Origin of the sequence: Streptantibioticus parmotrematis (assembly GCF_019890615.1) — a bacterium.
GTDB classification, from domain to species: Bacteria; Actinomycetota; Actinomycetes; order Streptomycetales; family Streptomycetaceae; genus Streptantibioticus_D; species Streptantibioticus_D parmotrematis.
On the sequence record NZ_JAINVZ010000004.1, the window covers coordinates 421,294 to 438,841 of the forward strand.

Sequence of the window (17,548 nt, forward strand, 5' to 3'; positions counted from 1 at the left end):
CTCGGCTGGGCCGTGGTCGATCGCCTCCCCGGCCCGGCGGCCCCTCCGACCCCCTTTCGGGAATCCCCCGCGGCCGAAGGGGGTTGCTCGCTGTTGCGGCGTTGACGTCCTGGGCCGCGGTCCGTCGCGGGGAAGGGTCGGGAGCGATGAGTCTTCGTCAGTTCGAGTACGCCCTGGCGGTGGCCGAGGAGGGCTCGGTGACGGCGGCGGCTGAGGTGCTGCACGTCGCCCAGCCGTCGGTGTCCCAGCAGATCCGCGGCCTGGAGCGGGAGCTCGGCGTGGAGCTGTTCGCCCGCACGCCGACCGGGCTCGTGCCCACCGTGGTCGGCCGCGTGTTCCTGCGGGAGGCGCAGAGCGCGGTGAACGCGGCGCGGCGGGCGCGGGCGGCGGCCCGGGCCGGTGCCGACGAGCTGGTGGGCGAGCTGGTGGTGGCGGTGCAGATGGGCTTCGGCACGCGGCAGCTACCGGGTGCGCTGAGCGCGCTGCGGCGCCGCTTCCCGCGGCTGGAGGTCACCGTCTTCGAGGAGCCGAGCTCCGCCGAGCTGGAGCGGCTGGGGCGCCGGGGCGCGCTGGACCTCGCCCTGATGGCGGCGTGCGAACGGACTCCCGCCGACGCCCACCACCTCGGGGACGAGGAGTTCGTCGTGGTCCTGGGCGCCGGGCACTCGCTTCTCGGCGCGGACCGGGTCGCACTGCGCGACCTCTCGCGGGAGCCGTGGGTGAGGTTCGACCGGGACAGCGCGCTGGACGGCGTGCTGCTGGAGGTGCTGCGGGAGAACGAGATGACCCCGGCCACCGCCGCCCGCGTGTCCCAGACGGCGACGGCCGTGCGCTGGGCCGCCCACGGGCTGGGGGTGACGCTCGTTCCGGCCTCCGCGGTGCCGCACGGTCACGAGCACCTCGTGCGCCTGGTGTCCCCGGCGGTGTCCCAGCCCGTCATCGCCGTGCTCCGGAACGACGCGGGACCGGCGGAGACGGCACTGCTCGCATTCCTGCGCCAGGAGACCTGGCCCGAAATCCTTTCTCCCTTCGCCTGCACCCTGGAGGCCGAAGAAGCAGCGAGCATGAAATCCGCAGAATTCCTCGTACGGTGAAACGGCGTTCCGCGATTCCGGAGTTCCGCCGCCGTCACCCTCGGGGGAATTCGCCGCCGTCCACGACGAGGCTGCTTCCGGTCAGCCAGCTCGCCCGGCCGGACACGAGGAAGAGCACCGCGTGGGCGATGTCGTCGGGCCGTCCCTCGCGGCCCAGGGGCACGGTGTCGTCGGCGCCGGTCCGCCCCGGCGCCGTGTCCAGGCGCGCCCACTGCTCCCGGGTCGCCTCGCCGCCGGGGGTGGCGACCCTGCCGGGGGTCACGGTGTTGACCCGGACCCCGAACGGGGCCAGTTCCAGGGCCAGTCCACGGCTGTAGTTCTCCAACGCCGCCTTCGCCGCCGTGTAGTGGAGGAACGGCCCCATGGGCGTGTGGACCGCGGCCGACGAGACGTGCACGATCGCCCCCGAACGCCGCTCCCGCATCCCCGGCACCAGCAGCGCGTCAAGTCGCACCGACGCGAGGTAGTTCAGGTCCAGTGCCTCCTGCCACTCCTCGTCGGGAATGGCCGCGGCGTCCTGGTACGGCCGCGCCCCACCCGCGTTGTGGACCACGATGTCCACCCCGCCGAGCACCTCCCGCGCGGTGGCGGCGAGCGCCTGCGCCCCGGCCCGGGTCCGCACGTCGGCCTCGACGAAGGCGGCCCCTTCCGGCACCGTGCTCGTCGCCGACCTCGCGGTCGTGAGCACTTCGGCACCGGCGTCCAGGAGTTGCCGCACGACAGCGGCTCCGATACCGCGCGAACCGCCCGTCACCAGGGCCCGCTTTCCTTCGAGTTCCCGTGTTCCCGATACGTTCTCGGTCGTGGTCATCCCACCGGCCCTTTCGATCGCGTGAAATCCGCCCGGTCGAGCTGTTTCACCGTACGTACGGAAAGGAACGCGCGGCAAAGACGAATAAGCAGCGGGCGCCATAGGAGATCCCTATGGCGTTCCGGCCCCTCCGCCGGTGCGAATGCGTCCCGTTGTCCCGTTGTCCCGTTGGTCCGAGGGCGGGAACCCCGCCGTCGGGCGCGTGGCATCTCACGGAGTGCGGCGGGCGCCGCGCGGCGTACCGCGGCACCCGGCGCACCGCGGGGTGTACCGCGGCCGTGGTTGACCTTGCCCTTGGGGCAGACCGCAGCATCGAGGGCGCCGGAGGTCGTGAAGGGGCCGTCCGGCGACGAGGAGGGCACGGCACATGGAACTGCTGACCATCGGGGCGTTCGCCCGGGCCTCACGGCTGTCGGCCAAGGCACTGCGGCTCTACGACGAGCTGGGGCTGCTGGTCCCGGCCCGCGTCGACCCGGTCAGCGGCTACCGGCTCTACGACCCGGCGCAGCTGCCCCGGGCCCGGCTGGTGGCCTGGCTGCGGCGGCTCGGGATGCCACTGGCCCGGATCCGGTCCGTCTGCGGGCTCGACGCGGCCGGCGCCGCGGCCGAGGTGCGCGCGTACTGGGCCGAGGTCGAGGCGGCCACCGCCGAGCGACGCGATCTGGCCGCCTTCCTCGTCTCCCACCTGTCCCACGAGGAGGCACCCGTGTCCGCACCGTCCATCACGTCCCCGTACGCCATCCGCTACGCCGCCCTGTCCGACGCCGGGCGGGTCCGCGAGAGCAATCAGGACACCGCCTACGCCGGGTCCCGCCTGCTGGCGGTCGCCGACGGCTTCGGCCCCTCCGGCGGTCCGGCGAGCGCCGCGGCCGTCCAGGCCCTGCGCCGCCTGGAGTCCGGTGACGGGCTGCCCGCGGGCGGCCTGCTCGACGCGCTGCACGACGCGGTCGAGGAAGCCGGGCGGGCCGTGCGCGACGCCACCGGGGGCGACACCGAGGCGGGCACCACGCTCACCGCGATGCTGCTGGACGGCTCACGCCTCGCGCTGGTCCACATCGGCGACAGCCGCGCGTACCTGCTGCGCGACGGCGGGTTGTTCCGCGTCACGACCGACCACACGCTCGTGCAGTCCCTGCTCGACGAGGGGCGGCTGACCGAGGAGGAGGCCGCCTCGCACCCGCAGGCGTCGCTGCTGCTGCGGGCGCTGTACGAGGGCGGCGACCCGACCCCGCAGCTGCGGCTGCACGACGCCCTGCCCGGGGACCGCTATCTGCTGTGCTCGGACGGGCTGTCGCGGGTGGTCGCGTCGCGGGAGATCGAACGGGTGCTGCGCGCCTGCGACGAACCGCGGCAGGCGGTGCTCGACCTGGTCGCCGCGGCGAACCGCGCGGGCGGGCCGGACAACGTGAGCTGCGTCGTCGCGGACGTGGTCGAGGCGTAGGCCACGCGGCCCCGGCGGGAGTGTCAGAGGCGAGCACTAGGGTCTGCCTCATGACCGAGACCACCGCCGGGGCCGACCCGGCCGCGACCCCGGAGGCACCCCGATTCCTCGCCCGGGCACGGGAGTTCTACGACGCCGTGGCCGAGGACTACGTCGCCCGCTTCCGGGACGAGTTGCCGCAACGGCCCTGGGACCGGGCCGCGCTCGGGGTGTTCGCCGAGGGCGTGCTCGCGAACGGGGGCGGGCCCGTCGCGGACGTCGGCTGCGGGCCCGGACGGCTGACCGGGACGCTGCGCTCGCTCGGGCTCGACGTGTTCGGGGTGGACCTCTCCCCCGCCATGCTCGCCCTGGCCCGCGAGGCCCACCCCGACGTGCGGTTCACCGAGGGGTCGATGACCGCGCTCGACGTGGCGGACGGCTCGCTGGGCGGGCTCGTCGCCTGGTACTCCGTGATCCACGTGCCCCCGGCGCGCCACCCGGAGGTCTTCGCCGGGTTCCACCGGGCGCTCGCCCCGGGCGGCCGGCTCCAACTCGCCTTCCAGGTGGGCGAGGAGCCGTTCAGGGTGACCGAGCCGTTCGGCCGCCCGGTGGCGCTGGACTTCCACCGCATGGAACCGGAACGCGTACGCATACAGCTGGCGGACGCGGGCTTCGCCGTCGAGGCCGTCGTCGTACGGGAGGCGACCGGGACCGAGCGCGTCCCGCAGGCGTACGTGCTGGCCCGCAAGCCCTGACCGCGTGCCGTAAGCCCTGACCGCGGGCCTTGGACCCCGACCGCGCAGACCTGACCGCGTCCCGTCGCCCCCCGACGCGATCCGCCTACCCCCGCGCCATCACCCCGTCCAGCGCGGCGAGTTGGCCTGACGTCAGCCGCAGCGCGCCCGCCGCGACGTTCTCGGTGAGGTGGTCGAGGCTGCCGGTGCCGGGGATGGCCAGGACGTGCGGTCCCCGGTGCAGGGTCCAGGCCAGGCGGACCTGGGCGGGCGTGGCGTCGTGGGCCCGGGCGACCGCGAGCACGGTCTCGTTCTCCCGCCGCGTCACGCCCGCCTCCTTGCCCTCGCCCGCGATCGCGTAGAACGGCACGAAGGCGATGCCCAGTTCACCGCAGGCGCGCAGCAGCGGGTCGGCTTCGCGGGTGTCGAGGCCGTAGGGGTTCTGGACGCAGACGACCGGGGCGATGGCGCGGGCCGCGGTGAGGTGGTCGACGGTGACATTGGATATGCCGAGGTGGCGGATCAGTCCCGCGTCACGCAGCGCGGCCAGCGCCCCGAAGGCCTCGGCGAACGCCTCGACGCCCTCGCTCCTGCGGATGCGCAGGTTGACCACGTCGAGGTGGTCGCGGCCCAGCTGGCGCAGGTTCTCCTCGACCTGGCCGCGCAGTTGCGCCGGGCTCGCCCAGTGCCAGTCGCCGGACGGGTCGCGGCCGGGGCCGACCTTGGTGGTGATGACCAGGTCGTCCGGGTACGGGGCGAGCGCGCTGTTGATCAGTTCGTTGGCGGAGCGCAGGGCGGAGAAGTAGAAGGCGGCGGTGTCGACGTGGTTGACGCCCAGCTCGACCGCGCGCCGCAGCACGGCGATCGCCCGCCCCCGGTCACTGGGCACGCCCCGGTCGAACGGCCCGCTGCCCGTGGTGCGCATGGCGCCGTAGCCGATCCGGTGCACGGTCAGGTCGCCGAGCCGCCAAGTGCCTGCGGCGTCGGCGGTGACGGGAGCGGAGGCCTGCTGGGCGCGAGCGGGGCGTGTCACTTCGCCGTGCCGAGGACGTAGGGCAGTTCCGCGACGCCGACGACGTCGGCCTGGCGCGGGAAGACGTCCTCCATCAGCACCTCGTGGGCGCGCGCCGACGGGTCGGCGCAGCCGTCGGAGAGCACCAGCAGCCGGTAGTCGCGGTCGCTCGCGTCGCGGATCGTGGACAGCACGACGCCGCTGGTGGAGATCCCGGCGAGCACGAGGGTGTCGATGTCCCGCCGGGACAGCTGCTCGTGCAGGTCGGTGGTGGAGAAGGCGCCGACGCGGGTCTTGCGGACCACGATGTCGCCGTCCCGCGGGGCGAGTTCGCCGACCACCGCGCTGCCCGGGCCCTCCGCGGGCAGCCCGCCGGCGGCCGCGTACCCGGTGAACACCTTGTTCCGCGCGGGCACCGCCGCCACCTCCTCGGGCGTGAAGCCGACCCGGACGTAGCCGACCGTCCCGCCCGCCGCGCGGACCGTGGCGATGGCGTCGGCCACCCGCCGCACCAGCGCACCGGACTCCTGCTCGTCCAGCCGCTCGACGATGAACGCCTGGAAGTCCATCACCAGCAACGCGGTCCTGCCCGGCTCGACCGTGGCGACGGAAGGGGTCATGTGGGGCCTCCGATGGGGGACGTCGGGTGTGCGGGACGCATGATCGACGCGAGCGACCCTACCTCCGCGCGGCCACGGGTCAGCGTTTCACCGCTCGCAGGATCACGAACTTCGGGTCCCCCACGACGAGTTCGCAGTCACCGAAGAGCCTGCGCAGGCGGATGTGGTAGCCGAGGTGGCGGTTGCCGACGACCCACAGCTCGCCGCCGGGGCGCAGCGCGCGCCGCGCGTCGGCGAACATGCGGCGCGCGGTGGTGTCCGTGGTGGCCCGGTGCGAGTGGAACGGCGGGTTGTTCAGCACCAGGTCCACGCTGTCCGGCTCAAGACCGGCGAGGCTGTCCGCCACCAGGAACCGCGCCCGCTCCCCCGCCGCTTCCTCGCCCGCGTTCGCGGTGAACGTGGCCCGCGCCGAGGCCACCGCCTGGTAGGACTCGTCGGTGAACGTGACGGTGGCACCGGGGTTGGCGAGCGCCGCGGCCGTGCCGACGACGCCGTTGCCGCAGCCGAGGTCCACGATCCGGTCGGCGCCGGAGCGCTCGGGCAGGTGGTTCAGGAAGAAGCGGGTGCCGATGTCGAGGCGGTCGGCGCAGAAGATCCCGGCGTGGTTGACGACGGTCAGGCCGGAGGCGGCGCCCGCGTCGGAGGGCAGGACGTAGGAGCGCGGCCAGGGGTCGGCGGGCGCGGCGGCTCCGGACGCGGGTCCGGCGGCACTGGAAGCGGATTCGGCGGCTCCGGGAGCCGGTCCGGCGGCTCCGCCGGCTCTGGCAGCGGGACGCGGCGCGCAGAAGATCAGCCGTGCTTTCTTCACCGCCAGCGAGGTCCTGGTCGGGCCCAGCACGCGGTCGAAGAGCTTCAGGGTCGAGGTGTGGATCTCGCTGACCATGCCCGCGCCGACGATCACCGTGCCCTCGTGCACGGAAGGCGCCAGCCGGATCAGCTGGTCCTCCAGCAGCGCCAGGCTCTTGGGCACCCGCACCAGCAGCACGCCGACGCGCGCGGGCGGCTCGTCCAGGGTGGAGCGCAGCGTCACGGCGTCGTCGGGGACGCCCGCGCGGCGCAGGTTGGCGCGGGTGGCGCACTGGGTGAGGTACGAGTCGGTGATCTGGACCGGCCGGGCGGCGGCGAGCGCGGTGACCAGCGCGCCCCAGCGGTCGCCGAGCGCGACGACGGCCCCGTCGGGACGGCCGGGGCAATCGGGGCCGTCGAGCCGGACGCCTTCGTCGCGCAGGTGCCGCAGCAGGTACTCGTCGGCGGCGTCCCAGGCCCGCAGGGTGTCGCGAGGGTCCTCGGGGAAGCGCGTCAGGTCGTACGCGCCCCAGCCGGTCGTGAAGCGGTTCATCGTCCCGCCAGGCTAACCGAGCCGCGTCCGCGCCCCGAGCCACGCCCGTCCCGCCCGCGCCGTCACCGCTCCGGTTCCTCGGCAGCACCGCGCCCGCGGCAGCCCCACCCCCGCCGGCCTGCCCGCTTGGGCTCCCCCATGCCGGGGGCCGTGCCCGCCTTGCCCTGACCAATGCCTGTGCTTTGCCCGTCGCGGTGTGGTCGCGGCCGCGCAACCGCTGTAGCTTCGCGGCCATGGACCTGCGCATGATCGATGCCGGAGGAATCCGGTTGGCCTGCCGGGTGTCGGGCGACCCTGGCGGGCCGCCGGTGGTGCTGCTGCACGCGCTCGGCGAGGACGGTTCCGACTGGGCGGTGGTGGCCGAGGAACTGGGCCGCCGTCACCGGGTGTTCGTGCCCGACCTGCGCGGCCACGGGCGCAGCGACCGCCCGGGGCAGTACGCGTTCGAGCTGATGCGCGACGACCTGGGCGCGCTGCTGGACGCCCTGCGCGTGGAACGGCCGACGCTGGTCGGGCACTCGATGGGCGGCGTCGTCGCGTACCTCTACGCGGCCAAGCACCCCGACCGGGTGGAACGCCTCGTGCTGGAGGACACCCCGCCGCCGTTCCCGCGCGACACCGCGACCCCGCAACACCCGGACGGTGAACCGGACTTCGACTGGGACGCGGTGACCGCCACGCACGCCCAGCTGGCCCGGCCGCCGGCGGACTGGCCGGCCGCACTGGAGGCGATCACCGCGCCGACGCTGTTCGTGGCGGGCGGATCGCGCAGCCATGTGCCCCAGGACCGGATAGCCGAGATGGCCCGCCGGGTCGCGGACAGCCGCCTGGTCACCATCCCGTGCGGCCACCGGGTGCACGCGTGCCGCCCGGAGGACTTCACCGCCACCCTGAACGGCTTCCTCCCGGACGGAACGCGCCACCCCCATCGTTGATCAACCCGTCTGCATCAAGTCGTACTTGACCTGACGTCAGGAAAGCTCCGCCGCCACCAGTTCCGCGATCTGCACCGCGTTCAGCGCCGCGCCCTTGCGCAGGTTGTCGCTGGAGCAGAAGAGCGACAGGCCGTGCTCCACCGTCTCGTCGGCGCGCACCCGTCCCACGTACGTCGGGTCCTGTCCGGCCGCCTGCTGCGGGGTGGGGATCTCCGACAGCGCCACGCCGGGCGCGCCGCCCAGCAGTTCGTACGCGCGCGACGGCGTGAGCGGCCGGGCGAAGCGGGCGTTGATCTGGAGCGAGTGGCCGGTGAAGACCGGGACGCGCACGCAGCTGCCGGAGACGGCGAGGTCGGGGATCTCCAGGATCTTGCGGCTCTCGTTGCGCAGCTTCTGCTCCTCGTCGGTCTCGCCGGAGCCGTCGTCCACCAGCGAGCCCGCCATCGGCAGCACGTTGAACGCGATGGGCCGGGCGTAGACCTTGGGCACGGGGAAGTCCACCGCGTCGCCGTCGAAGGTGAGTTGGCGAGCCTGGCCGCCCGCCGCCTCGGCCTGGTCGGCGAGTTCGGCGACGCCCGCGAGGCCGCTGCCGGAGACCGCCTGGTAGGTGGCGACCACCAGCGCGGTCAGCCCGGCCTCCTCGTGCAGCGGGCGCAGCACCGGCATGGCCGCCATGGTGGTGCAGTTGGGGTTGGCGATGATGCCCTTGGGGCGGTCGGCGACCGCGTGCGGGTTGACCTCGGAGACGACCAGCGGCACGTCGGGGTCGAGACGCCAGGCGGAGGAGTTGTCGACCACGACCGCGCCGGCCTCGGCGACACGCGGCGCGAGCGCCAGGGAGGCGGTCTTGCCCGCGGAGAACAGCACGATGTCCAGGCCCCGGTAGTCCGCGGTGTCAGCGTCCTCGACCACGATCTCGCCGTCCCGCCAGGGCAGCGTGCGGCCTGCGGAACGCGCCGAGGCGAACAGCCTCAGCTCGTCCACCACGAGTCCGAGCCCCTCGGCCGCGCGCTGCTGGAGCACCCGCCGCATCACGCCGCCGACCTGCCCGGTGGCTCCTACGATTCCGACCTTCATCCGCCTCACCTTTCCGGTTCCCACTGTGCCCGCGCGGTCTCGATCTCGCGCCGCGCCGCCTCCACCGCCGCCCCGCTCGCGGGCAGCAGCGGCAGCCGTACCGCCGCCGTGGGGATACGCCCCTCAGCATGCAGGACGCCCTTGATCACGGACGGGTTCGGCTCGGCGAACAGCCGCCCGGCCACCCTGGACAGCCCCGCGCCCAGCGACCGGGCGAGCGCGGCGTCGCCGTCCCGCCACGCCTCGGCGAGCCGCGTCCACCGCCCGGTCAGCACGTGGGCGGAGGCCAGGACGCCGCCGTGCGCGCCGAGCGCCAGCAGCGCCGGGGCGAACACGTCGTCCCCGGCCAGCACCGCGAAGCCCGGCGGCGGATCGGCCAGCAGCGCCACGCTGTCCGCGTCCACGCCGCCGACCGCCTGCTTCACGGCGGCGACCCGGGGCAGCGCGGCGATCTCGCGCAGCGCGTCGGCGCCGAGATGGCAGGCGGTGCGGTACGGGACGTTGTAGACGACGAGGGGGACGCCGGGGCCGGTGGTCAGGGCGCGGAAGTGCGCGACCACGCCGGCCTGCGAGGGCCGGGTGAAGGACGGCACCGGCACCAGCGCGGCGGCCCGCGGCCACCGTCGGCCGAGCGCTTCCAGCGCGGCGGCGGTGGCACGGGTGCCGTCGCCACCGCCGACCCCGATGGTGAGCGCGGCCGAGCGCTCGTCGCAGACCCGGGCCACCGTCCCGATGACCGCCCGCCGCTCGTCGGGGTCGAGCGCGGACGGCTCGCCCGTGGTGCCGAGCGCGACCAGGCCCGCGGCGCCCGCGTCCAGCACCTCGTGCGCCAGCGCCTCCAACGCGTCGAGGGCCACGCCGCCGTCCGCCGCGAACGGGGTGACGAGCGGGACGTGCATCCCGCCCGTCACCCGCCGACCCGGCGTGCCCGGGTCCGCACCCGGCTCCGTCGACGCCGCACTCGCGTTGTCCGCATGCACGCCGCCACTCGCGCCGCCCGCACGCACGCCACCCGCACTCACGCCGCCCGCACTCGCGCTCTCCATGCCGCGAGCCTCGCGCAGGCGGACGCTTCAGGTCCAGTTAATTGATCTGCGGGACACGACTAAGCAACGCTAAGACGTGCCCCCGCTGAGAACGTGCCCCCCGTTCATTCGTCGTTCATTCGTCCGGCGGCGTCCCACGAGGGACGCCTACGCGAAGTCCGCCACATGGTCCGCGACCCATTCCGCGTAGGTGCGCGCCGGGCGGCCGGTGACGCGTTCGGCGTCCCGGGAGACCGCGGAGGCCCGGTCGGGCGACTTCGCCGACCAGTCCACCAGCGCCTCGGCGAACGGCAGCGGCAGGCCCCGCGCGGTCATCGCGGCCAGCGCCTCGTCCCGCGACAGTTCCTCGTAGCGCGGGGTGCGCCCGGTGGCCGCACCGATGACGTCCAGCATCTGCTGGGCGGTCAGCGCCTCGGGTCCCGTGACCAGGTAGACCTGGCCGTCGTGGGTGCCGACGCGATCGAGCAGGGCTTCCGCCGCGACCGCCGCGAGGTCGGCCTCGTGCACCGGCGCGGAGCGGGCGGCGGCGCCGGGGCCGCGCACGACGCCGGTGGTGCGGATGGCCTCGGCCCATTCCAGGGTGTTGGTGGCGAACATGCCGCCGCGGACGAACGTCCACTCCAGCCCGGAGGCGCGGATCGCGCGTTCCACGACGGCGTGCATGTGGGCGATCGCGTTGTGCTCGTCGGCCGGGGTGTCGGTCACTCCGGCCGACGACAGCAGCACGACGCGCCGCACGCCCGCCTTGGCCACCGCGTCCACCAGCCGGGTCCCGGCCTGCGGGCCGGTGGCCGCGAGGTTGAGGAAGACCGCGTCGGCGCCCTCGAAGAGCGAGGGCGACGGTTCGTCGTCCGCGCCGAACTCGGCCCGTACCACCTCGGCCGCCTCGGGAAGTCCGGCGCGTTCGGGCGACCGGGTCAGCGCGCGCACCGGGGCGTCACGCGCGAGGAGTTGGTCCACCAGACTGCGTCCGACGTTGCCGGTCGCGCCCGTCACGACGATCACGATGTTGCCCTCCGGGGTTGTCCTTGCGGGTGGTCGTCCTGCCACCCCACCACGGACGCGCGGCTCGGGCCAGCCCCTGCCGCGCCAACACGCCCCATGCGTAAGGGCGTTGACTGCCTTCGCGGCCGGAGACGGTTCAGAACATGTCCGGGCACCACGGCCTGCGCGAGGTGCGCGTCAGCAGGTCGGCGCGGGCGGCCGCGCCGGGCGTCAGCTCCTCGATCCGGCCCAGCGTCGCCAGCCGCACCACCGATTCGTCGCCGAGGTACAGGGCGGCCAACTCCCGTACGTCCATGGCCAGATCGGCGTCCCGCGTGGTGGTGCGCACCTCGCTGGCGCCGGGTTCGGTGGACGCGTTCAGCTCGTAGCGGCCGCCCGCGATGCCCGCCTCGTCGTGGATCCGGAGCACCAGCGAGCCGGTGGTGCCGTAGGAACGGGCGCGCAGCGCGGCGGGGACGTCCAGCACCCGCAGCCACATGTAGTCCCCGTGCGTGGTCACCTGGGCCGCGCGCGGGTCGCCCAGCAGCAGCGGGAGCACGTCGTCCGGGGGTCGCGGGCCGGTGTGCAGCTTCGCCGTCCAGTCGACCGACAGCGCGTAGTGCCACAGCGCGCGCTCGGCCTCGGGGGTGGCGGCCAGCGCGTGCCGGACGGTCAGCGGGCACTGCGGGAGCTTGCCCTCCCAGATGTCCTCGACGGTGTAGACGAGCAGGCCGTCGACGCGTCCCGAGTCGTCCCGGTAGAGCGCGTAGAACGGGTCCCTCCACTGCCGGATCGGCGGCTGGATCTCGCCGGTGTTCACCTGCCACCACCGCGCGTCCCTGCTGATCGCGCCGGGGACCGACCGGCGGAAACGGTCGTGCAGGGCGGGACCGGCCGCGCGGACCTCGGCGGCCTCCGCGAGGTCCACCCGGCCGCCGCGCGGCGGCTCGTAGCGGCCGAGCCCGGTGCGCGGCACGTCCACCGTCCACTCGGTGGTCCAGGTCGCGGGGCCGAAGCCGAACCGGCCGTAGATCGGGTACTCCGCCGCGATCAGGATGGCCACCGCCTCGCCGCGGTCGCGGGCCGCGGGCAGCTCCCGCGCCATCATCCGGCCGAGCAGCCCGCGCCTGCGGTGCGTGGCGGTCACGGTGACCGAGCTGACCGCGCAGGCCGTGAGCAGACCGCCGCCGGGGGCGGTCAGCTCGCGCGAGAAGGTCCGGAAGGTGCCGACGCAGCGGTCGCCGTCGTACGCGCCCAGGACGCGGCCCGGGACCATCTCCAGCACCGAGGGGGACAGGGCGAGGTCCTCGTCGGTGATGGCGGAGCGCAGGAAGCCCCTGTGGCAGGCGCGGGTCCACGCGGCGTACCCGTCCTCGTCCACCGCGCGCAGGTCCACGCCGTCGTCCTGGCCCCGATCATGGCTCATGACCGCAGGCTAGGGGCGGACGCGCCGGGAGCGCACCCGAGTTTCCGCCCGCCCCCGCGAGCGCCCCCGCCGACCTCCGCGAGCGTCCCGCGCCGCACGTCCGCGAGCGTCACGCGCCCCGCGTCCGCGAGCGTCACGCGCCCCGCGTCAGAACGCCGCGCGCACCTCGCCCACCCGCACGCCGCCGCCCAGCAGCGGCGCGTCACCTATGCGGTCGACGACCTCGCCCTCGACGCCCGTCATCCGCAGCGCCCGGGCCAGCACCGGACCCAGCGCGCGGCCGCCACCGTCCTCGATCTTGAAGGCGAGCGCCCGGCCGTCCGGCAGCGCCACCGCCTGCACCGCCTCGGCCCCCATCTTGGACAGCGCCCCCGGCACGGCCCGCATCAGCCAGGTGTCGGGGCGCCGGGTGCCGGCCACGTACTCCGGGTGCGCCCGCATCGCGTCGGCGACGGCGCGGCGCGTGGTGCCCGGGTCGGCGAGCACGTACGAGCGGAAGGCGCGGGCCAGCCCGGTCAGGCTCAGCGCCATCAGCGGCGCGCCGCAGCCGTCCACGCCGACGGTGTCCACCGGCTCCCCCGAGACCTCGCGCACGACCTCCAGCACCAGCTGCTGCACCGGGTGGCCGGGGTCGAGGTAGCTGTCCAGCGGCCAGCCGTTGCGCACGCACACCGCGAGCATGGCCGCGTGCTTGCCCGAGCAGTTCATCAGCACCCGCTCGCGGCGGCCTCCGCTACGCAGCCAGGCCTCCGCCTCCTCGTGGTCGAGGGGCAGGTCGGGCGGGGTCAGCAGGGCGTCCTCGGTGAGCCCGGCCCCGGCCAGGATCTTCCGCACGCCCTCAAGATGGAACGTTTCTCCTGAGTGGCTGGCGGCAGCGAGCGCCAGCAGTTCCCCGTCCAGGTCGAGACCGGCCCGCAGCAGTGCGTCGGCCTGCATCGGCTTGTTGCTGGACCGCGGGAAGACCGGTGCACTCACCTCACCCAGCGCCAGCCGCACGCCGCCGTCCGCGTCCAGCAGCACCAGCGAACCCCGGTGCCGCCCCTCGGTGAAGCCGGAGCGCACGACCTCGGCGAGGACGGGCGGCTCGGCGGGCACGGGAACGGGCGGCGTGAGGGAGGTCATCGTCGGCTCTCCGGGGGGTGAGGGAGGGGGGGTGCGACCCCTCCCCGCGGGATCAGCCGCCGGAGAGCAGGTCGTCGATGTGTGCTTCCCCCTCACGGTACCTGCGGGTGATTTCCCCGCTGCACCCGTCCACCGTGGCCTGGAGCCGCCTGCGCAGCCGGGAGACCTCCTGCTCGTGGCCGACCAGCCGGGCCATCGCCGCGTGCAGTTCCTGGTCGGTGCGGGCGGCCAGGTCCGACAGCTCGACGTCGCCGAGCATCTCCTCGGCCAGCCGCCGGTACTCCTCGCTGTGCGGGGTGCCCAGCGTCACGTGGCGCGCGGAGGACCGCACCCGGGAAGGCCCGTCGGTGAGGATCTCCGGCAGCCGGTCCAGCACCGGGCTGTCCGGCTCCGCGGGCACCGGGCCGTCCGGCTCGCCGCGGCGGCCCAGCTCGGCCCGCAGGATGTCGATCCGGCCGTGGAGCAGCCGCCGCAGGTAGGACAGGTCGGCCTCCTCCCGCTGCCCGTCGCGGCGCAGGGCACGCAGCTGGGCCAGGGTGAGCCGGTCGAAGGGCGGCGGGGCCTGCGGGCCGGCGCCGTCGGCGACGGCCGTGGAGTGCGGCGGACGGGGCCGCGGCGTGCGGGGGTTGAGCGCGTCGGCCTGCAACATGCGGCCTTCCTCGGTCCGAAATGGGTCACGGGATGGGTTACGGGACGGGTCACGGGCTGGGTCACGGGACGGGTCGGCTGTACGGGGTGGTGGTACCGGTTCCGCTCCGGGAGCGGGTACGGGCGCCGGGCCCGCGTCCCGCGCCGCGGGGGCGGCGGATATGTGCGGCGGTGCCGGTGTCCCGGGCGCCGTCGGCGGCGTGGCGGTGGTGTCCGGGACCGCCGGGGTGGCCGGTGTCGCCGGTGTGGCGCCGGAGGCTGGTCCGGTGCCGGTCGTGGTCATCTGTGCGCGTCCCCTCCGTAGGGGCGACACCGCACGGGCCCCCTCGGCGTCGCCTCGCATCAGATCGTGCCACCGCCCGCCGCCGGGGCGCAGCGCCTCTGCACCCGAACGGCCCCGGCGCTCTTGGCTTCCAGGTCTGTCGCCCGGGCGTACGCGCCGGGGCGCGGGTGCGCCGGATTCACCCCTGGGAGTGGTGTGTGTCGCCGCGTTCCGCCCCTGGACAATGGGTGGCATGCGTGCCGTAGCCCAGCGAGTGACCGAGGCCGCCGTGACCGTGGACGGCGAGACCGTAGGCAAGATCACCGGACCGGGGCTGTGCGTCCTGGTCGGCGTCACCCATGAGGACACCCCCGCCAAGGCGGCCCAGCTCGCCCGGAAGCTGTGGTCGCTGCGGATCCTGCCCGAGGAGCGGTCGTGCTCCGACATCGGGGCGCCGCTGCTGGTCATCAGCCAGTTCACGCTGTACGGGGACGCCCGAAAGGGCCGCCGCCCGACCTGGAACGCGGCCGCGCCGGGCCCGGTCGCGGAACCGCTGGTGGACGAGGTGGTCGCCCAGCTGCGGGCACTGGGCGCGCAGGTGGAGACCGGCAGGTTCGGCGCCTCGATGAAGGTGTCGCTGACCAACGACGGCCCGTTCACGCTGGTCGTCGAGGTCTGAGCGGCCCCGCCGGGCCGAGCCCTGGCAGCTTCCTACGGCTCGACCACGGTCTCCTGGGTGCCGGGCACGGTGTCGGCCAGCAGCACCGCGTCCGCCGGAACGTTCCGCTTGACCAGGGCCAGCGCGATCGGGCCCAGCTCGTGGTGGCGGGCGGAGGAGGTCACGAAGCCGACCTGCCGCCCGTCCGGCCCGTCCGACGACAGCCGCACCGGCGCGCCGTGCCCCGGCAGCTTCACCTCGCTGCCGTCCAGGTGCAGGAAGACCAGGCGGCGCGGCGGACGGCCGAGGTTGTGCACCCGGGCCACGGTCTCCTGACCCCGGTAGCAGCCCTTGGCGAGGTGGACCGCGCTGTCCAGCCAGCCCACCTCGTGCGGGATCGTGCGGTGGTCGGTCTCCAGGCCGAGCCGCGGGCGGTGCGCCTCTATGCGCAGCGCCTCCAGGGCCAGCACCCCGATCGCGGGGCCGTGGTCCCGGGCGAAGGACTCCAGCTCGGCACGCGGGACGAACACGTCCCTGCCGTACGGCGTCTCGCGCACCGCCCAGCCCTCCCCGGGCTCGGCGATCGACCCGGCGGGCAGGTGGACCACCGCGTACGCGTCCGTCGCGTCGGCGGTCTCCACGCGGTAGAAGAACTTCATGCTCTCCAGGTACGCCAGCAGCTCGCCCTGGGTGCCGGGCTCGACGTGCGCCCAGGTGGTGGTGCCGTCGTCCACCAGGTAGAGGGCGTGCTCGACGTGGCCGTGGGCGGACAGGACCAGCGCCTCGGTGGCCTGCCCCGGCGGCAGTTCGCTGACGTACTGGGTGAGCAGCAGGTGCAGCCAGCTCAGCCGGTCGGGGCCGGTGACGGTGACCACGCCGCGGTGCGACAGGTCGACGAAGCCGGTTCCCTGGGCGAGGGCGCGCTGCTCGCGGAAGAGGTCGCCGTAGTGCGCGGCGACGCCTTCGTCAGGCGCTTCGGCGGGGACGGCACCGGGCAGCGAGAGCAGCGGACTGATCGTCATGCGCCAAGCCTACGACCCGTCGTCCTGGCCTTCCGCCGGGCAGTTCGCACACCGTCCGAAGATCGCGAAGTGCTTCATGTCGGTCTCGAAGCCGAACTCCCGGCGCAGCTGGTCGGTGAAGCCCGAGGCGACCGAGACGTCGGCCTCGATCACCGAACCGCACTCCCGGCAGACCAGGTGCATGTGGTGGTGACGGTCGGCCAGGTGGTAGGTGGGGGCGCCGTGGCCGAGGTGGGCATGGCTGACCAGGCCCAGTTCCTCCAGCAGCTCCAGCGTGCGGTAGACGGTGGAGATGTTGACGCCGCTCGCGGTACGCCGGACCTCGCCGAGGATGTCGTCCGGGGTGGCGTGTTCCAGATGGTCGACAGCCTCCAGCACCAGCTGGCGCTGCGGAGTCAGCCGGTACCCGCGCTCGCGCAGGTCCTTCTTCCAGTCGGTGGTCACCACGCGACCAGTGTAAGGACCCGGCCGGGCGACCGGGGTGGACGCGAACGGGCCCGGGCGCCGCGGGGGCGCCCGGACCGCCCGACCCGGCTTCAGACACTCCGCACCGGACCCGGCTCAGGCGCTCCGCGCGGGCCCGCAGGTCCCGGCGGTCACCCGTCCGTCACGTGAAGCACCCGTCCGTCACTTGAAGAAGGCGATGCCGTCGTCCGGCAGGTCCCCCAGGTCCTTGGCCCACTCGCTCGGGTCCACGACCTTCTTCAGCTGGGCCGACATGTACGGCCGCAGCTCCACCTCGGGCGTGGCCTTCTCGCCGACCCACATCAGGTCGCCCTTGACGTACCCGTACAACCGCTTGCCGCCGGTGTAGGCCGGGGCGGAGGCCAGCCGGCCCACCGCGTCCGTCGCGAGGTCGATCTGCGGCTTGCCCTCGGCCAGCTCGCCGTACCAGGTCTCGATGACACCGGCGTCACGGGCCATCACGACCTCGACCTTGCGGTCGGCGTCGAGCCGCCAGTACCCGGACTCGGTCTCCAGCGGCCGGACCTTCTCGCCCTTCTCGTCCAGCGCCCAGGTGCGGGAGACGTACTCCAGGAACGGGCGGCCGTCGTGGCGGAAGGAGACCTCCTGCCCGAAGTTGCACTTCTCGTCGCCGGGGAAGTCGAAGACACCGGCGCCCTGCCAGTCGCCCAGCAGGAAGACGAGCGGTACGAGGTCGGGGTGGAGGTCGGAGGGGATCTCGATCATGAGGTCAGCGCTGGCCCTGGTAGAGCTTCTTGACGGTCAGGCCCGCGAACGCGATCACGGCCACGGCGACCAGGACGAGAAGGGTTTCGAAGAAGGCTTCCAGCACGTCGGTGCTCCTACGCAGGCGGTGACAGTGGTGTCGTACGG

At 74.4% G+C, this 17,548-nt stretch carries 18 protein-coding genes; 5 read left to right on the forward strand and 13 right to left on the reverse strand.

Translation table 11 applies throughout. The features are described 5' to 3' along the window. The first annotated feature begins 146 nt into the window (after window positions 1–146). Window positions 147–1,094 carry a LysR family transcriptional regulator gene (locus K7472_RS09250; RefSeq protein WP_222975965.1) on the forward strand — a complete coding sequence of 316 codons (948 nt, stop codon included), beginning with the start codon at window positions 147–149 and terminating at the stop codon, window positions 1,092–1,094. A gap of 34 nt (window positions 1,095–1,128) precedes the next feature. Here K7472_RS09250 and K7472_RS09255 read toward each other — a convergent pair whose 3' ends face one another. Continuing rightward, a complete protein-coding gene (locus K7472_RS09255) occupies window positions 1,129–1,905 on the reverse strand; it encodes an oxidoreductase (protein ID WP_222975966.1) in 777 nt (258 codons plus the stop codon). Window positions 1,906–2,272: 367 nt separating this feature from the next. Between K7472_RS09255 and K7472_RS09260 the strand changes: the two genes are divergently transcribed. Then, the gene (locus K7472_RS09260) at window positions 2,273–3,346 is read left to right on the forward strand and encodes a MerR family transcriptional regulator (RefSeq protein WP_222975968.1); all 1,074 of its coding nucleotides are present in this window, start codon (window positions 2,273–2,275) and stop codon (window positions 3,344–3,346) included. Between the two features lie 50 nt (window positions 3,347–3,396). Then, window positions 3,397–4,080, forward strand: coding sequence for a class I SAM-dependent DNA methyltransferase (locus K7472_RS09265; RefSeq protein ID WP_222975970.1), 684 nt, complete (start codon window positions 3,397–3,399; stop codon window positions 4,078–4,080). An 85-nt stretch (window positions 4,081–4,165) separates the two neighbouring features. On the opposite strand, the gene K7472_RS09270 is transcribed toward K7472_RS09265, so the two are convergent. The 3 genes from K7472_RS09270 to K7472_RS09280 all read right to left on the reverse strand — a co-directional run bounded on the left by K7472_RS09270 (window position 4,166) and on the right by K7472_RS09280 (window position 7,030). Continuing rightward, window positions 4,166–5,092: an oxidoreductase gene (locus K7472_RS09270; RefSeq protein WP_222975972.1), complete on the reverse strand. Its 927-nt coding sequence runs from the start codon at window positions 5,090–5,092 to the stop codon at window positions 4,166–4,168. After that, window positions 5,089–5,691: a cysteine hydrolase family protein gene (locus K7472_RS09275; RefSeq protein ID WP_222975973.1), complete on the reverse strand. Its 603-nt coding sequence runs from the start codon at window positions 5,689–5,691 to the stop codon at window positions 5,089–5,091. Before K7472_RS09275 ends, K7472_RS09270 begins: the two co-directional genes overlap by 4 nt. Before the next feature lie 79 nt (window positions 5,692–5,770). Continuing rightward, entirely contained in the window at window positions 5,771–7,030 is a 1,260-nt protein-coding gene (locus tag K7472_RS09280; RefSeq protein ID WP_222975975.1) for a methyltransferase, read from the reverse strand. A gap of 233 nt (window positions 7,031–7,263) precedes the next feature. On the opposite strand from K7472_RS09280, the gene K7472_RS09285 reads away from it, so the two are divergent. Then, the gene (locus K7472_RS09285; RefSeq protein ID WP_222975978.1) at window positions 7,264–7,965 is read left to right on the forward strand and encodes an alpha/beta fold hydrolase; all 702 of its coding nucleotides are present in this window, start codon (window positions 7,264–7,266) and stop codon (window positions 7,963–7,965) included. 36 nt (window positions 7,966–8,001) lie between these two features. Here the strand turns inward: K7472_RS09285 and K7472_RS09290 are convergent, their stop codons facing one another. The 6 genes from K7472_RS09290 to K7472_RS09315 all read right to left on the reverse strand — a co-directional run bounded on the left by K7472_RS09290 (window position 8,002) and on the right by K7472_RS09315 (window position 14,269). After that, window positions 8,002–9,042 carry an aspartate-semialdehyde dehydrogenase gene (locus K7472_RS09290; RefSeq protein ID WP_222975980.1) on the reverse strand — a complete coding sequence of 347 codons (1,041 nt, stop codon included), beginning with the start codon at window positions 9,040–9,042 and terminating at the stop codon, window positions 8,002–8,004. 5 nt (window positions 9,043–9,047) lie between these two features. Continuing rightward, the gene (locus K7472_RS09295) at window positions 9,048–9,941 is read right to left on the reverse strand and encodes a dihydrodipicolinate synthase family protein (protein ID WP_222975983.1); all 894 of its coding nucleotides are present in this window, start codon (window positions 9,939–9,941) and stop codon (window positions 9,048–9,050) included. Between the two features lie 294 nt (window positions 9,942–10,235). Continuing rightward, the gene (locus tag K7472_RS09300) at window positions 10,236–11,084 is read right to left on the reverse strand and encodes an NAD(P)H-binding protein (protein ID WP_308013824.1); all 849 of its coding nucleotides are present in this window, start codon (window positions 11,082–11,084) and stop codon (window positions 10,236–10,238) included. A 145-nt stretch (window positions 11,085–11,229) separates the two neighbouring features. Beyond that, a complete protein-coding gene (locus tag K7472_RS09305) occupies window positions 11,230–12,498 on the reverse strand; it encodes a GNAT family N-acetyltransferase (RefSeq protein ID WP_222975987.1) in 1,269 nt (422 codons plus the stop codon). 147 nt (window positions 12,499–12,645) lie between these two features. Further along, complete coding sequence (locus tag K7472_RS09310) at window positions 12,646–13,620, reverse strand: asparaginase (protein ID WP_222975988.1); 975 nt, start codon at window positions 13,618–13,620, stop codon at window positions 12,646–12,648. Window positions 13,621–13,672: 52 nt separating this feature from the next. Continuing rightward, on the reverse strand, window positions 13,673–14,269 hold the full coding sequence (locus tag K7472_RS09315; protein ID WP_252395290.1) for an RsiG family protein: 597 nt from the start codon (window positions 14,267–14,269) through the stop codon (window positions 13,673–13,675). Window positions 14,270–14,783: 514 nt separating this feature from the next. Between K7472_RS09315 and dtd the strand changes: the two genes are divergently transcribed. After that, window positions 14,784–15,209, forward strand: a complete 426-nt coding sequence (gene dtd / locus K7472_RS09320; RefSeq protein WP_222975990.1) for a D-aminoacyl-tRNA deacylase — start codon at window positions 14,784–14,786, stop codon at window positions 15,207–15,209. A gap of 32 nt (window positions 15,210–15,241) precedes the next feature. Here dtd and ygfZ read toward each other — a convergent pair whose 3' ends face one another. The 3 genes from ygfZ to K7472_RS09335 all read right to left on the reverse strand — a co-directional run bounded on the left by ygfZ (window position 15,242) and on the right by K7472_RS09335 (window position 17,401). Continuing rightward, window positions 15,242–16,210 (reverse strand): CAF17-like 4Fe-4S cluster assembly/insertion protein YgfZ, encoded by a 969-nt coding sequence (gene ygfZ, locus K7472_RS09325; RefSeq protein WP_222975992.1) that lies wholly within the window; start codon window positions 16,208–16,210, stop codon window positions 15,242–15,244. Window positions 16,211–16,219: 9 nt separating this feature from the next. Further along, window positions 16,220–16,657 carry a Fur family transcriptional regulator gene (locus tag K7472_RS09330; RefSeq protein ID WP_222975994.1) on the reverse strand — a complete coding sequence of 146 codons (438 nt, stop codon included), beginning with the start codon at window positions 16,655–16,657 and terminating at the stop codon, window positions 16,220–16,222. Window positions 16,658–16,837: 180 nt separating this feature from the next. Then, the gene (locus K7472_RS09335) at window positions 16,838–17,401 is read right to left on the reverse strand and encodes a heme-binding beta-barrel domain-containing protein (protein ID WP_222975996.1); all 564 of its coding nucleotides are present in this window, start codon (window positions 17,399–17,401) and stop codon (window positions 16,838–16,840) included. Window positions 17,402–17,548: the final 147 nt, after the last annotated feature.